The organism is Saccharopolyspora sp. NPDC050642 (assembly GCF_040654735.1).
Lineage (GTDB): Bacteria > Actinomycetota > Actinomycetes > Mycobacteriales > Pseudonocardiaceae > Saccharopolyspora > Saccharopolyspora elongata.
This window is the reverse complement of the sequence record NZ_JBFAIN010000001.1, coordinates 100,111-120,371: the sequence shown is the minus strand read 5'-3', so window position 1 is coordinate 120,371 and position 20,261 is coordinate 100,111. Positions and strand designations below refer to the sequence as shown.

General features: G+C 72.0%; 19 protein-coding genes and 1 riboswitch. Of the genes, 6 read left to right on the top strand and 13 right to left on the bottom strand.

All coding sequences use genetic code 11. The features are described from left to right. The first annotated feature begins 3 nt into the window (after nucleotides 1-3). Both AB0H93_RS00555 and AB0H93_RS00550 read left to right on the top strand, forming a co-directional pair. Entirely contained in the window at nucleotides 4-1,503 is a 1,500-nt protein-coding gene (locus tag AB0H93_RS00555) for an aldehyde dehydrogenase family protein (RefSeq protein ID WP_358565162.1), read from the top strand. A 17-nt stretch (nucleotides 1,504-1,520) separates the two neighbouring features. Then, complete coding sequence (locus tag AB0H93_RS00550) at nucleotides 1,521-2,630, top strand: NDMA-dependent alcohol dehydrogenase (protein ID WP_358565159.1); 1,110 nt, start codon at nucleotides 1,521-1,523, stop codon at nucleotides 2,628-2,630. A gap of 48 nt (nucleotides 2,631-2,678) precedes the next feature. Here AB0H93_RS00550 and AB0H93_RS00545 read toward each other — a convergent pair whose 3' ends face one another. The 4 genes from AB0H93_RS00545 to AB0H93_RS00530 all read right to left on the bottom strand — a co-directional run bounded on the left by AB0H93_RS00545 (nucleotide 2,679) and on the right by AB0H93_RS00530 (nucleotide 5,929). Then, the gene (locus AB0H93_RS00545; protein WP_358565156.1) at nucleotides 2,679-3,224 is read right to left on the bottom strand and encodes a type 1 glutamine amidotransferase domain-containing protein; all 546 of its coding nucleotides are present in this window, start codon (nucleotides 3,222-3,224) and stop codon (nucleotides 2,679-2,681) included. 114 nt (nucleotides 3,225-3,338) lie between these two features. Then, nucleotides 3,339-5,000, bottom strand: a complete 1,662-nt coding sequence (locus AB0H93_RS00540) for an ATP-binding cassette domain-containing protein (protein WP_358565152.1) — start codon at nucleotides 4,998-5,000, stop codon at nucleotides 3,339-3,341. A gap of 60 nt (nucleotides 5,001-5,060) precedes the next feature. Further along, on the bottom strand, nucleotides 5,061-5,657 hold the full coding sequence (locus AB0H93_RS00535; protein WP_358565149.1) for a TetR family transcriptional regulator C-terminal domain-containing protein: 597 nt from the start codon (nucleotides 5,655-5,657) through the stop codon (nucleotides 5,061-5,063). After that, nucleotides 5,654-5,929: a hypothetical protein gene (locus AB0H93_RS00530; protein WP_358565146.1), complete on the bottom strand. Its 276-nt coding sequence runs from the start codon at nucleotides 5,927-5,929 to the stop codon at nucleotides 5,654-5,656. Before AB0H93_RS00530 ends, AB0H93_RS00535 begins: the two co-directional genes overlap by 4 nt. Nucleotides 5,930-6,023: 94 nt before the next feature. Between AB0H93_RS00530 and AB0H93_RS00525 the strand changes: the two genes are divergently transcribed. Both AB0H93_RS00525 and AB0H93_RS00520 read left to right on the top strand, forming a co-directional pair. Then, on the top strand, nucleotides 6,024-7,007 hold the full coding sequence (locus AB0H93_RS00525; RefSeq protein WP_358565143.1) for a threonine/serine dehydratase: 984 nt from the start codon (nucleotides 6,024-6,026) through the stop codon (nucleotides 7,005-7,007). 117 nt (nucleotides 7,008-7,124) lie between these two features. After that, nucleotides 7,125-7,820 carry a hypothetical protein gene (locus tag AB0H93_RS00520; RefSeq protein ID WP_358565140.1) on the top strand — a complete coding sequence of 232 codons (696 nt, stop codon included), beginning with the start codon at nucleotides 7,125-7,127 and terminating at the stop codon, nucleotides 7,818-7,820. A gap of 18 nt (nucleotides 7,821-7,838) precedes the next feature. On the opposite strand, the gene AB0H93_RS00515 is transcribed toward AB0H93_RS00520, so the two are convergent. The 6 genes from AB0H93_RS00515 to AB0H93_RS00490 form a co-directional block, all read right to left on the bottom strand. Beyond that, nucleotides 7,839-8,717: a sigma-70 family RNA polymerase sigma factor gene (locus AB0H93_RS00515; protein WP_358565137.1), complete on the bottom strand. Its 879-nt coding sequence runs from the start codon at nucleotides 8,715-8,717 to the stop codon at nucleotides 7,839-7,841. A 97-nt stretch (nucleotides 8,718-8,814) separates the two neighbouring features. Then, nucleotides 8,815-9,465 (bottom strand): DNA-3-methyladenine glycosylase I, encoded by a 651-nt coding sequence (locus AB0H93_RS00510; protein ID WP_358565134.1) that lies wholly within the window; start codon nucleotides 9,463-9,465, stop codon nucleotides 8,815-8,817. A 37-nt stretch (nucleotides 9,466-9,502) separates the two neighbouring features. After that, nucleotides 9,503-10,024, bottom strand: coding sequence for a hypothetical protein (locus AB0H93_RS00505; RefSeq protein ID WP_358565132.1), 522 nt, complete (start codon nucleotides 10,022-10,024; stop codon nucleotides 9,503-9,505). 20 nt (nucleotides 10,025-10,044) lie between these two features. After that, nucleotides 10,045-10,773, bottom strand: a complete 729-nt coding sequence (locus tag AB0H93_RS00500) for a 2OG-Fe(II) oxygenase (protein ID WP_358565129.1) — start codon at nucleotides 10,771-10,773, stop codon at nucleotides 10,045-10,047. Then, nucleotides 10,770-11,387 carry a methylated-DNA--[protein]-cysteine S-methyltransferase gene (locus AB0H93_RS00495; RefSeq protein WP_358565126.1) on the bottom strand — a complete coding sequence of 206 codons (618 nt, stop codon included), beginning with the start codon at nucleotides 11,385-11,387 and terminating at the stop codon, nucleotides 10,770-10,772. Before AB0H93_RS00495 ends, AB0H93_RS00500 begins: the two co-directional genes overlap by 4 nt. Then, nucleotides 11,387-11,881: a sigma-70 family RNA polymerase sigma factor gene (locus AB0H93_RS00490; protein ID WP_358565123.1), complete on the bottom strand. Its 495-nt coding sequence runs from the start codon at nucleotides 11,879-11,881 to the stop codon at nucleotides 11,387-11,389. The genes AB0H93_RS00495 and AB0H93_RS00490 overlap by 1 nt, the downstream gene beginning before the upstream one ends. Before the next feature lie 234 nt (nucleotides 11,882-12,115). Next, a riboswitch (cobalamin riboswitch) is annotated at nucleotides 12,116-12,355 on the top strand. Nucleotides 12,356-12,486: 131 nt separating this feature from the next. Here AB0H93_RS00490 and metE point away from each other — a divergent pair. Both metE and AB0H93_RS00480 read left to right on the top strand, forming a co-directional pair. Further along, nucleotides 12,487-14,763, top strand: a complete 2,277-nt coding sequence (gene metE / locus AB0H93_RS00485) for a 5-methyltetrahydropteroyltriglutamate--homocysteine S-methyltransferase (RefSeq protein ID WP_358565121.1) — start codon at nucleotides 12,487-12,489, stop codon at nucleotides 14,761-14,763. A gap of 125 nt (nucleotides 14,764-14,888) precedes the next feature. Next, nucleotides 14,889-16,040, top strand: coding sequence for a serine hydrolase domain-containing protein (locus AB0H93_RS00480; protein ID WP_358565119.1), 1,152 nt, complete (start codon nucleotides 14,889-14,891; stop codon nucleotides 16,038-16,040). 266 nt (nucleotides 16,041-16,306) lie between these two features. Here the strand turns inward: AB0H93_RS00480 and AB0H93_RS00475 are convergent, their stop codons facing one another. From AB0H93_RS00475 to AB0H93_RS00465, 3 genes are read right to left on the bottom strand one after another with little or no spacing between them, the layout of a single operon-like run. Then, nucleotides 16,307-17,323, bottom strand: coding sequence for an ABC transporter ATP-binding protein (locus AB0H93_RS00475; RefSeq protein WP_358565117.1), 1,017 nt, complete (start codon nucleotides 17,321-17,323; stop codon nucleotides 16,307-16,309). Then, nucleotides 17,320-19,290 carry a dipeptide/oligopeptide/nickel ABC transporter permease/ATP-binding protein gene (locus AB0H93_RS00470; protein ID WP_358565114.1) on the bottom strand — a complete coding sequence of 657 codons (1,971 nt, stop codon included), beginning with the start codon at nucleotides 19,288-19,290 and terminating at the stop codon, nucleotides 17,320-17,322. Before AB0H93_RS00470 ends, AB0H93_RS00475 begins: the two co-directional genes overlap by 4 nt. Continuing rightward, nucleotides 19,290-20,249 carry an ABC transporter permease gene (locus AB0H93_RS00465; RefSeq protein WP_358565111.1) on the bottom strand — a complete coding sequence of 320 codons (960 nt, stop codon included), beginning with the start codon at nucleotides 20,247-20,249 and terminating at the stop codon, nucleotides 19,290-19,292. The genes AB0H93_RS00470 and AB0H93_RS00465 overlap by 1 nt, the downstream gene beginning before the upstream one ends. Between the last annotated feature and the right edge of the window lie 12 nt (nucleotides 20,250-20,261).

Genomic DNA, 20,261 nt, shown 5'->3' with positions numbered 1-20,261 from the left:
CGAGTGACTGCGGTGGATGAGTTCCCGGTGCTGACGACGGTCCGGGATTTCCTGTCCGGCCCGAAGAAGCTGCTGATCGGCGGCGAATGGGTGGACGCGGCGTCGGGGCGAACCTTCGCCACGCACGACCCGGCGACCGGCGAGCGGCTGACCGAGGTGGCGCACGGGCAGGCCGAGGACGTGGACCGGGCGGTCGCCGCCGCGCGTCGTGCGTTCGAGGACGGCCCGTGGGCGCGCATGAAGCCCAACGAGCGCGAGCGGCTGATCTGGCGCGTCGGCGACGTCCTCAGCGAGCGGGCGGCGGAATTCGGTCAGCTCGAAGCGCTCGACAACGGCAAGTCCGCGGCGATCGCGCAGGCGGTGGACACCGGCTGGGCGGCCGACGTGTTCCGCTACTACGCCGGGTGGGCGACGAAGATCCACGGCAGCACGGTGAACGTGTCCATGCCGTTCGTGCCCGGCGGCGAGTTCCACGCCTACACGCTGCGCGAGCCGGTCGGCGTCTGCGGCCAGATCATCCCGTGGAACTTCCCGCTGCTGATGGCGTCCTGGAAGCTGGCGCCCGCGCTCGCGGCCGGCAACACCGTGGTGCTCAAGCCCGCCGAGCAGACGCCGCTGACCGCGCTGCTGCTCGGCGAGGTCTTCCAGGAAGCCGGCTTCCCGCCCGGCGTGGTCAACATCATCACCGGCTACGGCGACGCCGGTGCGGCGATCGCCGCGCACGACGACGTGGACAAGGTCGCGTTCACCGGATCCACCGAGGTGGGCAAGAAGATCGTCGCCGCGGCGCAGGGCAACCTCAAGAAGGTGTCGCTGGAACTCGGCGGCAAGAGCCCGAACGTGGTGTTCGCCGACGCCGACTTCGAGACGGCGGTGCCCGGCTCGCTGAACGCCTGGCTATTCAACCACGGGCAGTGCTGCGTCGCGGGCACCCGGCTGTTCGTCGAGGACGCCATCTTCGACGAGTTCACCGCCGCGGTCGCCGAGGCCGCGAGCCAGGTCAAGATCGGACCGGGACTGGACCCCGCCACCCAGCTCGGCCCGCTGGTCTCGCAGGAGCAGTTCGACCGCGTCACCGGCTACGTCGCGGCGGGCCTGTCGGACGGCGCGCGGGCGCTGACCGGCGGGAAGCGTTGGGGCGACAGCGGATTCTTCGTGGAGCCGACCGTGCTGGTGGACGTGCAGCCGGAGTTCAGCGTGGTGCGCGAGGAGATCTTCGGCCCCGTGGTGGCCGCGCTGCCGTTCAGCGCCGAGCAGGGCGTAGCACCGGCCGCCAACGACAGCGTGTACGGGCTCGCCGCGGGCGTGTGGACCCGCGACATCTCCAAGGCGCACCGGGTCGCCAAGCAGCTCAAGGCCGGTTCGGTGTGGATCAACCAGTACAACGGCTTCGACACCGCGCTTCCCTTCGGCGGTTACAAGCAGTCGGGCTGGGGACGGGAGCTGGGCGCGGACGCGATCGATCTCTACACCCAGACCAAGGCAGTCAACGTCGCCCTGTGATTCGGAGGTAGTCGCACGTGAAGACCAAGGCAGCAGTTCTGCGCGAAGTGGGCAAGCCGTTCGAGATCGTCGAACTCGACCTGGACGGCCCGGGCCCGGGAGAAGTCCTCATCAAGTACACCGCGGCCGGGCTGTGCCACTCGGACCTGCACCTCACCGACGGCGACCTGCCGCCGCGCTTCCCGATCGTCGGCGGGCACGAGGGCGCCGGGATCATCGAGGAGGTCGGGCCCGGCGTCACCAAGGTCAAGCCCGGCGACCACGTGGTGTGCAGCTTCATCCCCAACTGCGGGACCTGCCGCTACTGCTCGACCGGCAGGCAGAACCTGTGCGACATGGGCGCCACCATCCTGGCCGGCTCCATGCCCGACGGGACGTTCCGGTTCCACGGCGAGGGCGAAGACATCGGCGCCATGTGCATGCTGGGCACCTTCTCCGAGCGGGCGACGATCTCGCAGCACTCGGTGGTCAAGGTCGACGACTGGCTGCCCCTGGAGACCGCGGTCGTCGTCGGCTGCGGGGTGCCCAGCGGGTGGGGCACGGCGGTCAACGCCGGCAACGTCCGGGCCGGTGACACCGTGATCATCTACGGCATCGGTGGCCTCGGCATCAACGCCGTGCAGGGCGCGCTGCAGGCGGGCGCCAAGTACGTGGTCGTCGTCGATCCGCTCGAGTTCAAGCGGGAAACGGCGCTGAAATTCGGCGCCACGCACGCCTTCGCCGACGCCGACGAGGCCCAGGCGAAGATCACCGAGCTGACCTGGGGCCAGGGCGCGGACGCCGCGCTGATCCTGGTCGGGACCGTCGACGAGACCGTGGTGTCCAAGGCGACCGCGGCGATCGGCAAGGGCGGCACCGTGGTGATCACCGGGCTCGCCGATCCGGCGAAGCTCACCGTGCACGTCTCCGGCGCGGACCTGACGCTCAACGAGAAGACCATCAAGGGCACGCTGTTCGGCTCGTCCAACCCGCAGTACGACATCGTGCGGCTGCTGCGCCTCTACGACGCGGGCAAGCTCAAGCTCGACGAGCTGGTGACGACGCGCTACAGCCTGGAGGAGGTCAACCAGGGCTACCAGGACCTGCGCGACGGCAAGAACATCCGCGGCGTGATCGTGTACGACTGATCCACGGGCCGGGGGCTCCGGGGTGCCACCGCACCCCGGAGCTCCCGGCTAGCCCGAGGCGAACGTCTCGACGATCTTGGCGTTGAAAGCGGGCAGATCGCGGGGGCTGCGGCTGGTGACGAGCCCGCGGTCGACCACCACTTCCTCGTCGACGACCTCGCCGCCGGCGTTGCGGATGTCGGTGCGGATGCTGTGGAACGAGGTCAGCTTGCGGTCCCGCACCACGTCGGCCTCCACGAGCGTCCAGGGCCCGTGGCAGATCGCCCCGACCGGCTTGCCCGAGTCCACGAAGCTCCGGACGAACTCCACCGCACGCGCGTCGCGCCGGAGGTTGTCCGGGTTGATCGTGCCGCCGGGCAGGATCAACGCGTCGTAGTCGTCGGCCGACGCATCGGAGATCTCGCGGTCCACGGTGAACCGGTCGCCCGGGTTGATGTCGTGGTTCATCGCCTGGATCTGACCTGAGTGCACCGAGACCAGCTCCGCCTCGGCCCCGGCCTGCTCCACGGCCCGGCGCGGCTGTTCGAGCTCGACCTGCTCGACACCGTCCGCGGCGAGGATCGCCACCCGGCGGCCGCGCAGTTCGTTCGCCATGTCCGATCACCTTCCCCGATCTGGTCTGCGGTGCGTCCGGACAGTTCCAGGGTGCGCCGCCGCGTTCCCGATGCAACTCGGCGGCACTCGGACGTTCCCACCGGACGGCCGCCCCTAGCGGGACTCGTTCCAGACCGGGTGCGGTGACTCGCGGACCTGCCCGTCCGACCGGAACACCAGGAACCGGTCGAAGGACCTGGCGAACCAGCGGTCGTGGGTGACCGCGACGACGGTGCCCTCGAAGTCGTCCAAACCGGACTGCAACGCGTCCGCCGAGACCAGGTCCAGGTTGTCCGTGGGCTCGTCGAGCAGCAGCAGGTTGGCGCCTTCCATCTCCAGCAGCAGGATCTGGAACCTCGCCTGCTGCCCACCGGAGAGCGTGTCGAACGGCCGCTGCGCGGCCTGCACGATGTCGTAGCGCGCCAACGCGCGGCTGGCTTCCTCGCGCGTCATGCCCGACCGGCGCTTGCCGCCGCCCATGAGCAACTCCAGCAGCGTCCGCCCGGCGAACTCGGGATGCTCGTGCGTCTGCGCGAACATCCCCGGCACCACCCGCGCGCCCAGGCGCGCGAGGCCGGTGTGCCGGACCGGGGTCAGCGCCTCCTGGTCCAGGTCGGACAAGTGGTCGTCGCTGCCGCCCCGGGCGAGCAGCCGCAGGAAGTGCGACTTGCCGCTCCCGTTGGCGCCCAGCACCGCGATCCGCTCGCCGTAGCGGAACTCCGCGTTGAACGGCTTGGTGAGCCCGTCCAGGGCGAGGTCCTCGCAGATGACCGCGCGTTTGCCGGTGCGCCCGCCGGGCAGGCGGACCTGCACCCGCTGCTCGCGCGGAACCGCCTCCGGCGGCCCGGCCTCCTCGAACTTGCGCAGCCGCGTCTGCGCCGCCTGGTAGCGCGTCGCCATGCCGTCGTTGTAGCTCGCCTTCTGCTTCAGGTCGTTCACCAGCCGCACGAGCTTGGCCCGGTCCTCGTCCCACCTGCGGCGGAGCTCGTCCAGCCGGGACATCCGCTCCTCGCGGGCCTCGTCGTAGCCGGCGAACCCGCCGCCGTGCACCCAGATTCGGTTGCCCGCCGCGCCGAGCTCCACCGTCACGATGCGGTTGGCGGTGCGGTGCAGCAGCTCGCGGTCGTGCGTGACGAACAGGACGGACTTCGGCGTTTCCCGGATCTGCTCCTCCAGCCACTGCTTGCCGGGCACGTCGAGGTAGTTGTCCGGCTCGTCGAGCAGCAGCACCTCGTCCGGCCCGCGCAGCAGCGATTCGAGGGCGAGCCGCTTCTGCTGGCCGCCCGAGAGCTTGCGCAGCTCCCGGTACCGGATCCGGTCGAACGGCTGGCCGATCGCGGCCGTGCAGCACCGGTCCCAGTGCAGCTCGGCGGCGTACCCGCCGGCATCGGTGTACTCGGAAATCGCCTCGGCGTAAGCGATCTGCGCGGCATCGTCGTCGTGCTCGATCAGCCGCTCCTCGGCCAGGTCGAGAGCTTTCGCCGCGGCGCGCAGCCGGGGCGGGGCCAGCGAGATCAGCAGGTCCCGCACCGTCGAGTCGTCGCGGGCGTGGCCGACGAACTGGCGCATCACCCCGAGCCCGCCGGACCGGGTCACGCTGCCCTCGTGCGGCGCGAGATCGCCCGCGATCAACCGGAGCAGCGTCGTCTTCCCGGCGCCGTTCGGGCCCACCAGCGCGGCCTTGACCCCGTCTCCCACCCGGAACGACACGTCATCGAGCAGCACCCGGCCGTCCGGCAGGACGTAGTGCGCTTTCTGCAACTCGACATGCCCCACGGTTGTTGGCTCCTCACAGTGCTCAGAAGTTCGTTGCCGCGCCGCCGGATTCGGCGAGGGCTACGCCGGGATCAGGTCCGCGATGTGGCGGCGCAGCACCTCGGCGACGAGCGAGGCATCGGTCGACCCGTGCGGGTAGACCAGCTCGAAGGTCAAGCCCCCGACGACCGCGGTCAGGCGCTCCGCCTCCAGCTCCGCGTCGCGGACGCCCGCCGCCTGCAGCGCTTCCCGGAAGACGGCCCGAAGATCGGTGCCCATCCTGGTCGCCAGCGGCCGGAACTCCGGCCGCAGCCGCGCGGCGGTGATCAGCTCGGCCAGCACGATCAGCTCGGCCCGGTCGTCGTCCGCGACGGGCAGCACGGCGTGGCACACCGCCTCGACCAGCGCGCGGCGGCCCGGCACGTCGAGCGGGGAACCCATCGCCGGCAGCGCCGGTTCGAGCCTCCGCGCCATGCGGGCGCCCACCTCTTCGGCCGCGGCGACCATCAGCCCCTCGTGGCTGCCGAAGTGGTGCCGCACGGAACCGATGTTGATGCCCGACTCGTCGGCGACCTTCCGCAGCGAGGCCGCGCCGACCCCGCCGCGCGCGACGAGCCGGAAAACGGCGTCGACGATGCGGTTCTTGGCGGCCGCGGTCGCGGCATCACGGGCTGTCACGGAGTAAAACTATCACACGTGTGATAGTCATTTTCGGGCTCCGGTTCCGCCCGGGCCAGCACCCACTGGAAGGTGGCCGGGCCTTCGGGCTCCCGCGGCTTGCCCGAACCGCAGCCGAGGTCCACAGCAGAGGCCGCCGCGGGCAACCGGTTCGTGAGTTCGGTGAGGAAGCGCAGCCTCGGATCGCCGTGGATCTCCTCGATCCACTCCGCGTAGCGGTGCGCGATGCGGTCGTACCCCTTCTCCACCACGTGCCTGGGGTCGGATTCCATGCGAGCGACCGTAAATCACCAACGGGCCGGGGAACGAGCGATTTTCCCGCACCGCCCGAGCCGGTGCCTGCGGGGCGTCGGTTAACGTGCAGATGTGACTGCTACGGAGCCGAGCGGCTTGATCAGCATCGAGGACGTCGAGGCCGCGGCCGACAGCATCGCCGGGCACGTCGTGCGAACGCCGACGGTGCCCAGCCCGGGGCTCACCGAGCTGCTCGGGGCACCGGTCACCGCGAAGCTGGAGCTGTTGCAGCGCACGGGATCCTTCAAGGTGCGCGGGGCGACGGCGAAACTGCTGTCGCTGAGCGAGGCGGAGCGGGCCGCCGGTGTCGTCGCGGTGAGCGGCGGGAACCACGGGATCGCCCTCGCCGTCATGGCCGGTGCGCTGGACGTCAAGGCGACCGTCGTCATGCCGAGCTCGGCGCCAGCTCGTGCCGTCGAGATAGCGGAGGCGGCCGGGGCCGTCGTCCGCGTCACCGACGACATGGCCGGCGCGTTCGCGCTGACCGCCGAGCTGCGGGCGAGCGGGCTCACCCTGGTCCACCCGTTCGACGACCCCGTCGTCATCGCAGGTCAGGGCACGGTCGGCCTGGAGTTCGCCGACGACGCCGACGAACTCACCGACGTGCTGGTCAGCATCGGTGGCGGCGGGCTGATCGCCGGCGTCGCCGCGGCGCTGCGTGCGCGACGCCCCGACGTGCGGATCTGGGGAGTGGAGACCGGGGGAGCGCAGGCCATGTCCGAGGCGCTGGCGGCGGGCGGGCCGGTGCCCGTCGAACTGTCTTCGATCGTGTCCACGCTCAGCGCCCCCGCGGTCTCCCAGCTGACCTACGATCACGCGTCCACATTGGTCACCGAAGTCCTCGTGGTGCCCGACGCCGAGGCGGTGCGAGGAGTCCTGGACCTGGCCGACCACGCGAAGGTCTGGGCCGAGCCCGCCGCGGGATGCCTCCTCCCTGCCGCGCGCCGGGTGCTCGACCGGGTCGGCCCCGGTGCCAAGCTCGGCCTGGTGCTGTGCGGCGGGAACGCCACGACCGCCGACGTCACAGCCTGGGCACGCCGCTTCGGCCTCGGCTGACCTCCGGCGGCCGCGTCCACAATGGAGCGGATCGCGGCTGCTCGATCCCGCCCGACTCTGGGTACCCGGTGCGTGTCGACCGGTGCTTCCGGTGCCGCTACTGCAGAGGGGGCTGTGATGAACGAGCGCTCATGGGAGCGGGCGGGCGCGGCCAGCGGCCTGGTCGCCGCCGTGTTGTTGCTGGTCAGCCTGCTGCTCAACCCCTTGTCGCCGCCCAGCGACGAGCCGGTGCGCACCTTCTTCTACGTGACCGAGAACCGCCCGACCGTGCTGCTGGCCGCCTTGCTGGCGACGGTGGCCGCGGTGGTCTTCCTGTGGTTCGTGGGACATCTGCGCCACCTGTTGCAGCGCGCTGAAGGTGGTGCGGAGGCGTTCTCGCCGGTGGTGTTCGGCGCCGGAGTCAGCCTCGCGACGATGACGATGCTGAGCATGCTGCCGGTCACCGCGCTGGTTTCGCTGAGCCGCAACGTGGAGACCGCGAGCCAGGCGATGGTGTTCGTGCTCGCCGAACTGCACCGGCTGTCGCTCGGCGGGCTCGGCCTGCTGGTCGCCCTGTTCGCGGCCGCCGCCGGGGCGGCCGTGGTGCGCGGTGAGCTGCTGGCGCCGTGGCTGGGCTGGTTCGGCTTCGGCGTGGGCCTGATCGGGCTGATCGCCGGCGTCACCTCCTTCTACATGCCCAGCGTTTTCGTCTCGGTCGCCGGCCTGGTGACCGGGATCGTGTTCGCGCTGTGGATCGGCGTGGCGTCGGTGCTGATGGTGTACCGGCCGGAGGTCGACCGGGCCCCGGCCGCCGGCACGGCTTTCGCGCACTGACCCCGGGGCCCGTTCCGGTCAGTCCTCGAGGAACGCGAGGTCGAGGCGGCGGAGGCGATCCGGGTCGGCGAGGATGTTGAGCTCCACGACCTTGCCGCGGGCGACCGTGAACGCCGCGAGCGAGATCGGCCGGCCGTCGGAAATCGCCACCGCCCCTGGCGCGCCGTTGACGAGCGCCGGCCGGGTCGCCTCGGCGAGCTGCGCGAAGACGACCGCGCCTCCCGCCACCTCCTTCGCGCCGCGCCGCATGACGCTCGGGCGCAGCGAGCCCCCGTCGGTGCGCACCACGACATCCGGGTCGAGGACCGCGAGCAGCGCATCGAAGTCCCCGGCGCGCGCGGCCGCGAGGAAGGCGTCGACGACTTCGCGCTGCTGGGCCAGGTCCGCGTCGGGGACCGGGGCCGCGCCCTGCACCCGGCCGCGGGCCCGGCTGGCGAGCTTGCGGGTCGCCGTGGAGGTGCGCCCGACGATGGGCGCGATCTCGTCGAACGGCACCGCGAACAGGTCGTGCAGCACGAAGGCGAGCCGTTCGGCGGGCGTGAGCGTCTCCAGGACCACCAGCAGCGCGAGACCGACGGAGTCGGCCAGCAACGCCTCGTGCTCCGGGGTGATGGCGTCCGGGCCGCTGATGATCGGATCGGGCACGTGCACGTCCAGCGGCTCCTCGCGGCGCGCCGTCCGCGCGCGGAGCATGTTCAGGCACACCCGGCCGACGACCGTCGTCAGCCAGCCGCCGAGGTTCTCGATCTCCGCGGAGTCGGAGCGGCTGAGCCGCAGCCAGGCCTCCTGGACCGCATCGTCGGCCTCGCTCAGCGAGCCCAGCATCCGGTAGGCCACCGCCCGCAGGTTCCCGCGGTGGGCCTCGAAGCGATCCGCCAGAAAGTCCTTCTCGTCCATCGGCCGCATTCCTCCGTCACGTCGTGTCGTAGGAGTGACCCGCCGGACGCGGCCGATGTGACACGCCTCGGCCGGCGGCGCACTCCCGGAGGACCTGTCAGCTCGCCGCGGCATCACCGTCCGGGTGCGGCCAGATCCCGGAGGTGCCGCGGCGGTGGCTGTCGACGAGATGCGTGTCGACGATGCCGATCGCTTCCATCAGAGCGAACATCGTCGTCGGGCCGACGAACGCGAAACCCTTGCGGCGCAACGCCTTCGACAGCGCCACGGATTCCGGCGACGTCGTGGGGATCTCGGTCATCGTCCGCGGGCGCGGCGTGGTCTCCGGCTTGAACGACCAGACGAATGCTTCCAGCCCGTCCTCGGCGCGGAGTTCGATGGTCGCGCGGGCGTTGGTGATGGCCGCGCGGATCTTGGCCTTGTTGCGCACGATCCCCGCGTTGCCGAGCAGCCGTGCCTCGTCCTCTTCGGTGTAGGCCGCGACGGCGTCCGGGTCGAAGTCGTCGAACGCCTCGCGGAAGGCCGGGCGCTTGCGCAGGATCGTCGCCCAGGAGAGCCCCGCCTGGAAGCCCTCCAGGCTGATCCGCTCGAACAGGGCCTGCTCGCCGTGCACGGGCATGCCCCACTCGGTGTCGTAGTACTCGCGCAGCAGGGGATCGCGGGCAGCCCACGGCGGCCGCGCCAACCCGTCCTCGCCGATCACGACCCCGGTGTCGGTCGTCGTGGTGTCTGCCGCTGCGGGGCTCACTGTCTCGTTCTCCTCGGTTTCTCGGCGTTCTCGGTCGTCATGCGGGGCGGTGCACGAGGATCGTGCGGACCACTTCCCAGGTGCCGCCGTCGCGGGCCGCGCCGCGCAGCCCGTCGAAGGTTCCCACGCCGCCCATGACGATCAGGTCGTCGCTGGCGAGTGCTGCGGTGCCGATCGTACGGGCCGGGTCCCAGCCGGTGGAGTGCAGAAGCCGACAACCCATCTGCACCCAGCCGGTCAGCTGCCCGGTCACCACCCACGCGTCCGGGCCGGGCTCGGTGAAGCGCCGCGCCTGCCGCAGCCACGACGCGGCGCGCTCCGGCCAGTCGACGACGTCGAGCACGTGCCCGCCCCGCTCGCTCCACGCTCGCTCGACCGCGTCGGCGGTCGCCCGGGACGGGGCGTCGCGCGAGCAGCCGATGACGATCGAGGTCACCCGCGGCCGCAGCCCGGCGAGCAGACCCATCACCGTCGCCAGCTCGATTTCGCTGTGCGGCGAGGGAATCCGGGTCGCCGTGCCGGTTCCGCGAGCCAGCGGCGAGGGTGTTCGTCGCGCCATCGAAGCAGTCCTCGGGTACGTCATGCCGCGTCGTGGAAGACGAGCCCCAGCGTGTGGCGTCGCCCGGAACGCACCGGCGAAACCCCGTGCCGCACCGGGGAAGCGGACCAGCCGCGTGCCGAGCGCACCGGCCGGTCGCGCGTGGTGAACACCAGGCCGTGCCCCTGCGGGATCAGCGTTGCGGTGCCCCGGGATTGGGCGCGCGGGCGCTGCTCCACCAGCAGGAACTCGCCTCCGGTGTGATCGGTCCCCGGATCGTTGAGGTTGATCACCACCTGCAGCGGGAACACCTTGTCGCCGTACAGGTCCCGGTGCAGTGCGTTCCAGCCGCCCGGCTCGTAGCGCAGCAGGATCGGCGTGGGACGGGCCTGCCCGGCCCGGTGGCAGACGTCCAGCCACTCGTCGAGGGTGTCCGGCCATTCCGCTTCCCGGCCGAGCTTCTCGGCCCAGTCCCGGGCGATCGGCAGCAGCCGCGGGTAGAGGGCCTGCCGCAGCTTCTCCACCGGTTCCGGGAAAGGCGCGGCGAAGTAGTGGTAATCGCCGTTGTCCCCGAAGCGATGGCGGCGCAGGTTGATCGTGGCCCGGAAGTGCTCCGGCTCGTCCCACAGGGCCGCGATCCGCTCGCACTCGGCGGGGGTCAGCAACTGCGGCAGCAGTGCGCAACCGTAGTCGTTGACCTCGGCGGCGACCCCCTCCCAGTCCGCCGCCGCGACCTGCTTCGCGTACCGGTCCGTCTTCGACGTGCTCATGCCGCCTCCAGGGTCAGCAGGGTTTCCTTCGCTTCCGCACCGCCGACGTACCCGCCCGAGGTGCCGTCCGAGCGCACGACCCGGTGGCACGGCACCACCACCGGCAGCGGGTTGGTCGCGCACGCGGTGCCCACCGCGCGAACCGCCCGCGGGCTGCCCGCCGCGGCGGCGACCTCGGCGTAGCTGGCGGTGCGGCCGTAGGCGATGTCGGGCAGGTGCTCCAGCACGTTGAGCCGGAACCCGCGCGAGAGCCGCCAGTCCAGCGGCAGGTCGAAAGTCCGCCGCCGCCCGGCGAAGTACTCGTCGATCTGGCGGGCCGCCTCGTCGAGCCGGGCCGGCGCCCGCAGGATGCGCGGGCTGATCAGCTCGGCCAGCGACTCCAGGACCGTGCTGTGCCCCTGGCGGTCGAAGGCGACCCGCACCAGGCCGCGTTCGGTGGCCGCCAGCAGCAGCTCGCCGACCGGGGTGCCGACGGTGCGGTACGCGACGTCGAGCAGCCCTTCCCGCTGGGCCGCGCTCACCAGGTCGATGTGCAGCCGCTCGCTGGTGTTGAAGTCGATCGCCGGGAGCGCGTCGAACAGGTGTCCGTCGTCGGATTCATGGATCGTCATCATCACGCTTCCCTCCCCACTCTCGTGGTGGGTCTATAGGTCGTGCGCAGGGTCTTGATGCCGTCCGCGGCGGCCCGCCGGGCGGCATCGGTGCTGCCGCCGAGGATCGCGGCGATCTCGGCGTAGGGCAGGCCGGCCAGGTAGTGGTAGGCCACCGCCATGCGCTGCTTGGCCGGCAGCGCGCTCAGCGCGGCCCACAGGTCGCCGTCCCAGTCCTCCGGGCGGCCGCTCGTGCTGGGCCGCTCGGGCAGGCGCTCGACCACCACCGGCCGGCGGGCCGTCGCCCTGGTGACGTCGACCGCCTTGCGGTGGGCGATCGTGACCAGCCACGCCTCCACGTTGGTGTCCTCGGCCAGCTCCGGGTAGGCGCGCAGCGCGGCCAGGAACGTCTCGGACCACGCGTCCTCGGCGTCGGCCGGCCCGAGCACGGCCCGGCACACTCGCAGCACCATCGGGCCGTACTCGTCAACGATCTGCTCGAACGGTCTCACTTTCACTCCCCGTAGACGCCCCGCGCCGCGGAAACGTGAGATGCGGATCGGCCCGTTTCCACGATCGTCACCCGGACGTGGCCATCCCGCGTTTCGGGACCGGGCCTGCGGTGCCGCGTGACGAGCGTCTCACCGGAGGTGCGGCGGTGGGCCGGAAGATCATGTTCAGCCCGGGGACCGCCGGTCGCGAGGGGGCCGCCCGGCGCGTCGCCGGCCCTTGCCAACGGCCCCCCGATCGGTAGCCTCCGTTGTGCTGGTGGTTCGTCCGCCCCCCTGAAGCGGGGTGGACGAGGCAAGAGGGAACCCGGTGCGAATCCGGGACTGCCCCGCAGCGGTGAGTGGGAACGAACGCCGTCCCCGGTCCCAGACCGGGCACAGCACTGGGCACGCGTGCCTGGGAAGCGACGGCCACTAGGAACCCCGGCTCCGGCCGGGACGCGCCCGCGAGTCCGAAGACCTGCCACCGGTGCGCGCACCGGACGGTGCGCGCGGTCCGGGGTCTCGCGGGAGGACCCGGCGGACGACCGGCTCGCGCCGCGCGGTGCGCGCCGGTCCGCCTGCGCCTTCCCGGACCTCGGGGCATCTGCCGTCGAGCTCGCGAGGAGAGGGCCTTGAGCAGCAAGATCGGATCCACCGTACTCGGATACCCCCGGATCGGCCCCGACCGGGAACTCAAGCGCGCGCTGGAGCGCTACTGGTCGTCCCGCATCGGCGAGGCGGAGCTGCGCGCGGTGGCGCGCGAACTCCGCGTCCAGACCTGGCGCTCGCTGTGGGACGCGGGCCTGGATTCGGTGCCGGGCAACACGTTCTCGTACTACGACCAGGTGCTGGACACCGCGGTCACCTTCGGCGCGATCCCGCCGCGCTTCGCGAAGCTCGGGCTGGGCCCGCTGGACACCTACTTCGCGATGGCGCGCGGCGTGGCGTCCGAGCCGCCGCTGGAGATGACGAAGTGGTTCGACACGAACTACCACTACCTGGTGCCCGAGATCGGCCCGGACACGCAGTTCTCGCTCGCCGACCGGACTCCCGTGGAGCAGTACCGGGAGGCCGCCGAGCTGGGCGTGACCACCCGCCCGGTGCTGGTCGGCCCGCTCACGTTCCTGCTGCTGGCCAAATCCGCGGACGGCGCGCCGGAGTCGTTCCGGCCGCTGGACCGGCTGGACGCGCTGCTGGACGCCTACGCGGAGCTGCTCGGCGAGCTGCACCGCGCCGGCGTTGAGTGGGTGCAGCTGGACGAGCCGGCCTTCGCCGCCGACCGCTCGCCGGCCGAACTCGCCGCCCTGCGCGCCGCCTACCAGCGGCTCGGCGATCTGGCGGAGCGGCCGAAACTGCTGGTCGCGGGATACTTCGGCGATCTCGGCGAGGCGCTGGAGGTGCTGGCGGCTAGCCCGGTCGAAGCGATCGGCGCCGACCTCGTCGCCGGGAAGTCCACAGTGGACGTCCTGTCGTCGGTTCGCGGGCTGAGCGGCAAGACCCTGGTGGCCGGGCTCGTCGACGGGCGCAACGTCTGGCGCACCGATCTCGACAAGGCGCTCGCGACCGCCGCCACGCTGCTCGGCTCGGCGAACGAGGTCGCGGTCAGCACGTCGTGCTCCCTGCTGCACGTGCCCTACGACGTCGACGCGGAGACCGGCATCGACCCGCAGGTGAAGCCCTGGCTGGCCTTCGCCGCGCAGAAGGTCCGCGAGGTGGTCGTGCTGGGCCGCGCGTTGCGCGAGGGCCGCGACGCGGTGGCCGACGAGCTGGCCGAGGCGCGCGCCGCGATCGCCGACCGCGCCGGCGCGGACCGGGTCCGGAACAATCGCGTGCGCGCTCGGTTGCAGGCACTTCGGCCGGAATACACGCAGCGCGGCGAGTACGACACGCGGCGCGCGGCTCAGCAGAAGGCGTTGAACCTGCCGCCGTTGCCGACCACGACGATCGGATCGTTCCCGCAGACCACGGACGTCCGCAAGGCGCGCGCCGCGGTCCGCGCCGGCCGCATCGACCAGGCGACGTACCGGCGGCGGATGCAGGACGAGATCGAGCGCGTGATCCGCCTGCAGGAAGGGCTCGGGCTCGACGTCCTGGTGCACGGCGAGCCGGAGCGCAACGACATGGTGCAGTACTTCGCCGAGCACCTGGACGGCTTCGCCAGCACCGACAACGCATGGGTGCAGTCCTACGGGTCGCGGTGCGTGCGCCCGCCGATCCTCTACGGCGACGTCTCCCGCCCGGCGCCGATCACCGTCGAGTGGGCGAGCTACGCGCAGCGGCTGACCGAGAAGCCGGTCAAGGGCATGCTCACCGGACCGGTGACGATCCTGGCGTGGTCTTTCGTCCGCGACGACCAGCCGCCGGCCGACACCGCGAAGCAGGTCGCGCTGGCGATCCGGGACGAGGTCGCCGACCTGGAGGCGGCCGGCATCCGGGTCATCCAGGTCGACGAGCCCGCGTTGCGCGAACTGCTCCCGCTGCGCCGGGCGGCGCACGGGGAGTACCTGGACTGGGCGGTGACGTCCTTCCGGCTCGCCACCTGCGGCGTCGCCGATTCGACCCAGATCCACACCCACCTGTGCTACTCGGAGTTCGGCGACGTGATCAACGCGATCGTGGCGCTGGGCGCCGACGTCACCAGCATCGAGGCCGCCCGCTCGCGCATGGAGGTGCTCGACGACCTCAACGCGGTCGGCTTCGGCCACGGCGTCGGGCCCGGGGTGTACGACATCCACTCGCCGCGCGTGCCGGACACCGCTGAGGTCGTCGACCTGCTGCGGGCCGCGCTGGCGGCCGTGCCGGCGGAACGGCTGTGGGTCAACCCGGACTGCGGGCTGAAGACCCGTGGCTACGCCGAGGTCGAGGCGGCGTTGCAGAACCTCGTCGCGGCGGCGGCCGAACTGCGCTGACGCCGGGTCCGCGGGCGGCGCCGCACCGGTGGCGCCGCCCGCGAAACGGTCCGGTCTGCCGGGAATTTTCCCCGCGATGCGGCGACTTGATCCGATCAGGACCAGATCGAGCGAATGGAGCGCCGATGTCGCAGGAGAGCACGCCGCAGGGCACCGTTGCCGCCCGATTCGAATCCGTGCGGGAGGAGTTCGCCGCCGTGGCGGCGGCCGAGGGCGGTGACTACGCCGCCCAGCTGGTGGCCCACCTCGCGGGTGAGCGGGTCGTCGACCTGTGGGTCGGCCCCGAGATCACCGGGGATTCGCTGACCGGCGTGTTCTCCTCCACGAAGGGCGCGGCGTACCTGGTCGCGGCGCTGCTGGTGCAGGACGGCGTGCTCGACCTGGACCAGCAGGTGAGCCACTACTGGCCGGAGTTCGGTGCCGAGGGCAAGCAGGACGTCGTCCTGCGCGACCTGCTGTCGCACCGCGTGGGGCTCGTGGGCGCGGACGCGGGGCTGTCGCTGGAGGAGGTCGCCGACGACCGGGTCATCGCGGAGCGGCTCGCCGCGCAGCGGCCGTACTGGCGCCCGGGCACCGCGTTCGGGTACCACGCGCTGGTCATCGGGGCGCTCGTCGGCGAGGTGGTCCGCCGGGCCACCGGCGAAACGCTGCAGCAGCACTTCGAGGCGCGCGTCCGCGCGCCGCACGACCTGGACTTCTACCTGGGTCTGCCGGAGGAGCAGGAGCCGCGCTTCCTGACCACCCTGCCGATGGCGCCCACCGCGGAGCAGCAGGCCGCGCTGGCGGCGGGCGCGACCGGCCCGGAGAGCCTGAACGGCATCGCGATGAACCGCAACCACCCGGACGCGGTGGAACTGTGGGAGATGCCGAACCACCAGGTGGTGCGGGCCAAGGGGCAGGCGTCGGCGGGCGGCGTCGCTTCCGCGCGCGGGCTTGCCGGGATGTACGCGGCCGCGACCACCGGCGTCGGCGGGAAGGCGCCGCTGCTGAAGCCGGACACGGCCGCGGCCTTCGCGCAGATCCACTCGATCGGCTACGACCTCGTTTCCCGCCAGCACAAGGCTTTCGGGCTCGGCTTCTCCGCGTCGGTCGACGTCTACCCGTTCCTCGGCCAGGGCGCGTTCGGGCACAGCGGAGCGGCGGGTTCGCAGGCCATCGCCGACCCGCGCAGCGGCCTTGCCTACGGCTACAACCGGCGCCGCTTCGCCTTCCCGGGCGGCGCGGCCCCGGAGAACGACCGCCTGCTCAAGGCCGTGCACGCGGCGGCGACGGCGTGAACCGGTAGCCCGGTGGGCCGTGCCGATCGCACGGCCCACCGGAGCGGCAGGTCCACCGAGCTATGCCGCCGCGTTGTCCGACGCCGCCCGAGCTCGCCCGGATGGGGATGCCCAGAACTGTTGCTCAGCCTGCCACTTCGCAGCCTCCGCCTGCTGTTTCCCGCTTCGGCACCCCATGACCCCTGTCCGGTCGGCGCTTCCACGTCGACCGCATTCGACCACGCCGCATCCCGCCCGGGGGCCGGATCCCGATCTTCCGTGCCGGATCAGGACAGGGCTTCAGCGGCGAGTTCGAGGTCGGTGGTGCCCGCCGGAACGGGGTGGTGGCAGCGGAACGCGTGGCCGGTCGCGTCGCGCTGCGGGTCCGGCATCTCCGCCGCGCAGGTCTCGTCGGCGCGCCAGCACCTGGTGCGGAACGGGCAGCCGCTCGGCGGTCTCGTCGCCGACGGCACCGGGCCGGTGAGCGGGATCGGCTCGATCGGCGACAGCAGGCCGGGCGTCGCCGAGAACAGCGCCCGGGTGTAGGGGTGGCGGGCGGCGGCGACCGCGCCGGCCGGGATCTGCTCGACGGTCCGCCCGAGGTACATCGTCACCACCCGGTCGCTCATCCGCCGCACGGTCTGGATGTCGTGCGAGACGAACACCAGCGCCAAGCCGAGCTGTTCCTTCAGTTCGAGCAGCAGGTTGAGGATCTGCGAGCGCACCGAGACGTCGAGGGCGCTGGTGGGTTCGTCGGCGACGAGCAGCCGGGGGCGCAGCGCGAGCGCCCGGGCGATGGCGACGCGCTGGCGCTGGCCACCGGAGATCTGGCCCGGCAGCAGGTTCGCCACGCTCGCCGGCAGGCCGACGAGGTCCAGCAGCTCGCGCACCCGCTCCTCGCGTTCCTGACGGCTGCCGTGCCCGTGCACGTCCAGCGGGTCGCGCAGGACCTGGCGGATCGGCAGGCGCCGGTTGAGCGCCGTGGCCGGGTCTTGGAAGACCATGCCGACCTCGGCGCCGATCGCGGCCCGGCGCCCGGCGGCGGGCAGCGACCAGATGTCCTTGCCGCGGAAGGAGATCGTGCCGCTGGTCGGCTGCTGCAGGCCCACCACGACCTTGGCCAGGGTGGACTTGCCGCAGCCGGATTCGCCGACGATGCCGACGGTTTCGCCGGCCGCCACCGCAAGGTCGACGCCGGTGACGGCGTGCACCCGGTCGCGGCGGAACAGCCCGCCGGAGCGCGCCTTGTGGACGACGTGGACGTCGGCGAGCTCGACGAGGGTTTCGGGTTCTGGGGAGGTCATGGCCGCTCCTGTGCTGCCGCCGCGGCGTGGTCCCGGTCGGCGGTGAGGTCGATCGCCGGGTGGTGGCAGGCCACCGCGTGGAACCTGCCCTGCCCGCCGAGCACCGGCGCCCGCTCCTCGCAGATCGCGGTGGCCATCGGGCAGCGGTCGGCGAACCGGCAGCCGGCCGCGAATTCGGACGGGGACGGCACCACGCCGGGGATCTGGGTCAGCTGCTCGGCGCCGGACTCCAGCGACAGCACCGCGCCGAACAGGCCCCGGGCGTAGTGGTGCGCGGGCGCCTCGACCAGCGCCGAGGTCACCCCGGACTCCACGATCTGCCCGCCGTACATCACCACGATGCGGTCGGTGACGTCGGAGACCAGGGCCAGGTCGTGGGAGACCAGGATCAGGGCGAAGCCGAGTTCCGCGCGCAGCCGCAGCAGCAGCTGGATCACCTGCGCCTGCACGGTGACGTCCAGCGCGGTGGTCGGCTCGTCGGCCACGATCAGCTTCGGGTCGCGGGAGAGCGCCATCGCGATCAGCACGCGCTGCCGCTGGCCGCCGGAGAGCTCGTGCGGGTAGGCGGTGAGGGTGCGCGCGGGATCGAGCCCGACCATCTCCAGCAGCTCCGCGGGCGTGTGCCGGCCGCCGCGCCGGACCAGCTGCTTGAGCTGGGCCCGGATGGTCATGGCGGGGTTCAGCGACGACAGCGCGTCCTGGTAGACCATCGCCATCTCGTGGCCGAGCAGGCGGCGGCGGGACTGGCGGGGGAGGGTGAGCAGGTCGGTGACGCCGCCCTCGCGGCGGAAGAGGATCTCGCCGCCGATGCGGGCTTCCTTCGGTTGCAGGCCCATCACCGTCAGCGCGGTGATCGTCTTGCCGCAGCCGGATTCCCCGACCAGGCCCAGGACTTCGCCGGGGCGGACGTCGAAGGAGATGCCGTCGACGATGTCCACGCCGTCGTGGCGGCCGTCGAAGCCGATGGCGAGGTTTCGGACCTGCAGGATCGGCTCGCCGTCGGGCAGCGGGCGCGCCCGCTCCGCGAGCCGCTGCGCGGCCTCGGCGAGGCCGGGCAGCTCGGTGCGCTCGCCGGTGGCCGCCCGCGTGCGCTGCCTGGGTTCCGAGGTGGCCTGCCGGGTGGCCGGCGCCGCCCAGGCGTCCGAAACCCCTTCGGCGAGCACGTTGAGCGCGAGCACCGTCAGCAGGATCACCAGGCCGGGGAAGACCGTCGCCCACCAGCCGCCGGTCAGGACCATGTTGCGGCCGTCGGCGATGACGCTGCCCCACGACGGGTCGGGCGGGCGCACGCCCGCGCCGATGAACGACAGCGACGCCTCGAAGACGATCGCGTCGGCGACCATCACCGTGCAGAAGACCAGGACGGGCGCCGCGCAGTTGATCGCGACGTGCCGGACGAGGATGTGCGGGGTGCGGGCGCCGATGACGCGTTCCGCCGCCACGTAGTCCTCGCCGTACTGGGCGAGGACGTTGGCGCGCACCACGCGGGCGATCGGCGGGACGTTGACGAAGGCGATCGCCAGCACCAGCACCGGGATGCTGCCGCCGAAGACCGCCACGAGCACGGCGGCCAGCGCGATGCCCGGGAACGCCATGATCACGTCGAGCACCCGCATGATCGTTTCGCCGATCGCGGAGCGGGAGGTGGCGGCGACCGCGCCGACCACCGCGCCCGCGAGCAGCGCGCAACCGGTGGCGCCCAGCCCGATCAGCAGCGACCAGCGCGCCCCGTAGAGCACCCGTGTGAAGATGTCGCGGTTCGCGCTGTCCAGGCCCATCCAGTGCGTTGCGCTGGGGCCGCCCGCGGCGGCTTCCTGCGCGTACGGCGAATGCGGGGCCAGCATCGGCGCGAAGATCGCGGCCAGGCAGATGACGACGAGCAGGCCGACGGCGATCCAGGAGATCGCGTTGAGCCGCCGGAACCGGATGCCCGGCCGGGCGAGTCGTTTGGCAAGTCCGGTGCGCATCACGCGGCGCTCCTGAGTCGGGGGTTGACCAGCAGGTACAGCACGTCCACGACGAGGTTCACCACGACGAAGCCGACCGCGATGGTGAGCACCGCGCCTTGCACGACGGCGGGATCGCCGTTGAGCACCGCGTTGATCATCAGCTGGCCCATGCCGGGCAGCGAGTAGATGGTCTCGATGACCACCGCGCCACCGAGCAGGTAGCCGACCCGCAGGCCGAGCACGGTCAGCGGGTTGATCAGCGCGTTGCGCAGGACGTTGCGGCCGACCACGACGATCGGCGGCAGGCCGTTGCCGATCGCGGTGCGGACGTAGTCCTTGTCCAGCTCCTCCACGACGGCCGTGCGGATGATCCGGGTCAGCTGCGCGGCCACCGGCAGCGACAGCGAGATCGCCGGCAGCGTCATGGACACCAGCCAGCCGGTGAACGAGTCGCCCGGGTTGACGTAGCCGCCGGTCGGGAACCAGCCGCGGTCGACGGCGAGCCACTGGATGGACAGCAGCGCGATCCAGAACGCCGGGGCGGCGACGCCGACCAGCGAGACGATCCGGATCAGCTGGTCGGGCCAGCGGTCCCGGAACAGCGCGGCGACGACGCCGAACACCAGCGCCAGCACGACCGCGATGAACAGCCCCAGGAAGGTCAGCTGCATCGTCAGCGGCAGCGCGGTGGCCACCTGCTCCAGCACCGGCGCCTTGGTCAGCACGCTGGTGCCCATGTCGCCCTGCGCCAGGTCGGCGACGAACCGCAGGTAGCGCACGGGCAGCGGGTCGAGCAGGCCGTTCTCCAGCTGGAACCGGTGGATCTGCTCGGGCGTCGGGTTGGCGCCCTGGAAGTACGCGTACTCCGGCTTGTTGTTGGAGAAGCGCATGATGATGAAGACGAACAGGATCACGCCCAGCAGCAGCGGGATCAGGATGAGGATGCGCCGCAGCAGCATCCTCGCGATCACGACCACGTGGAACTCCGC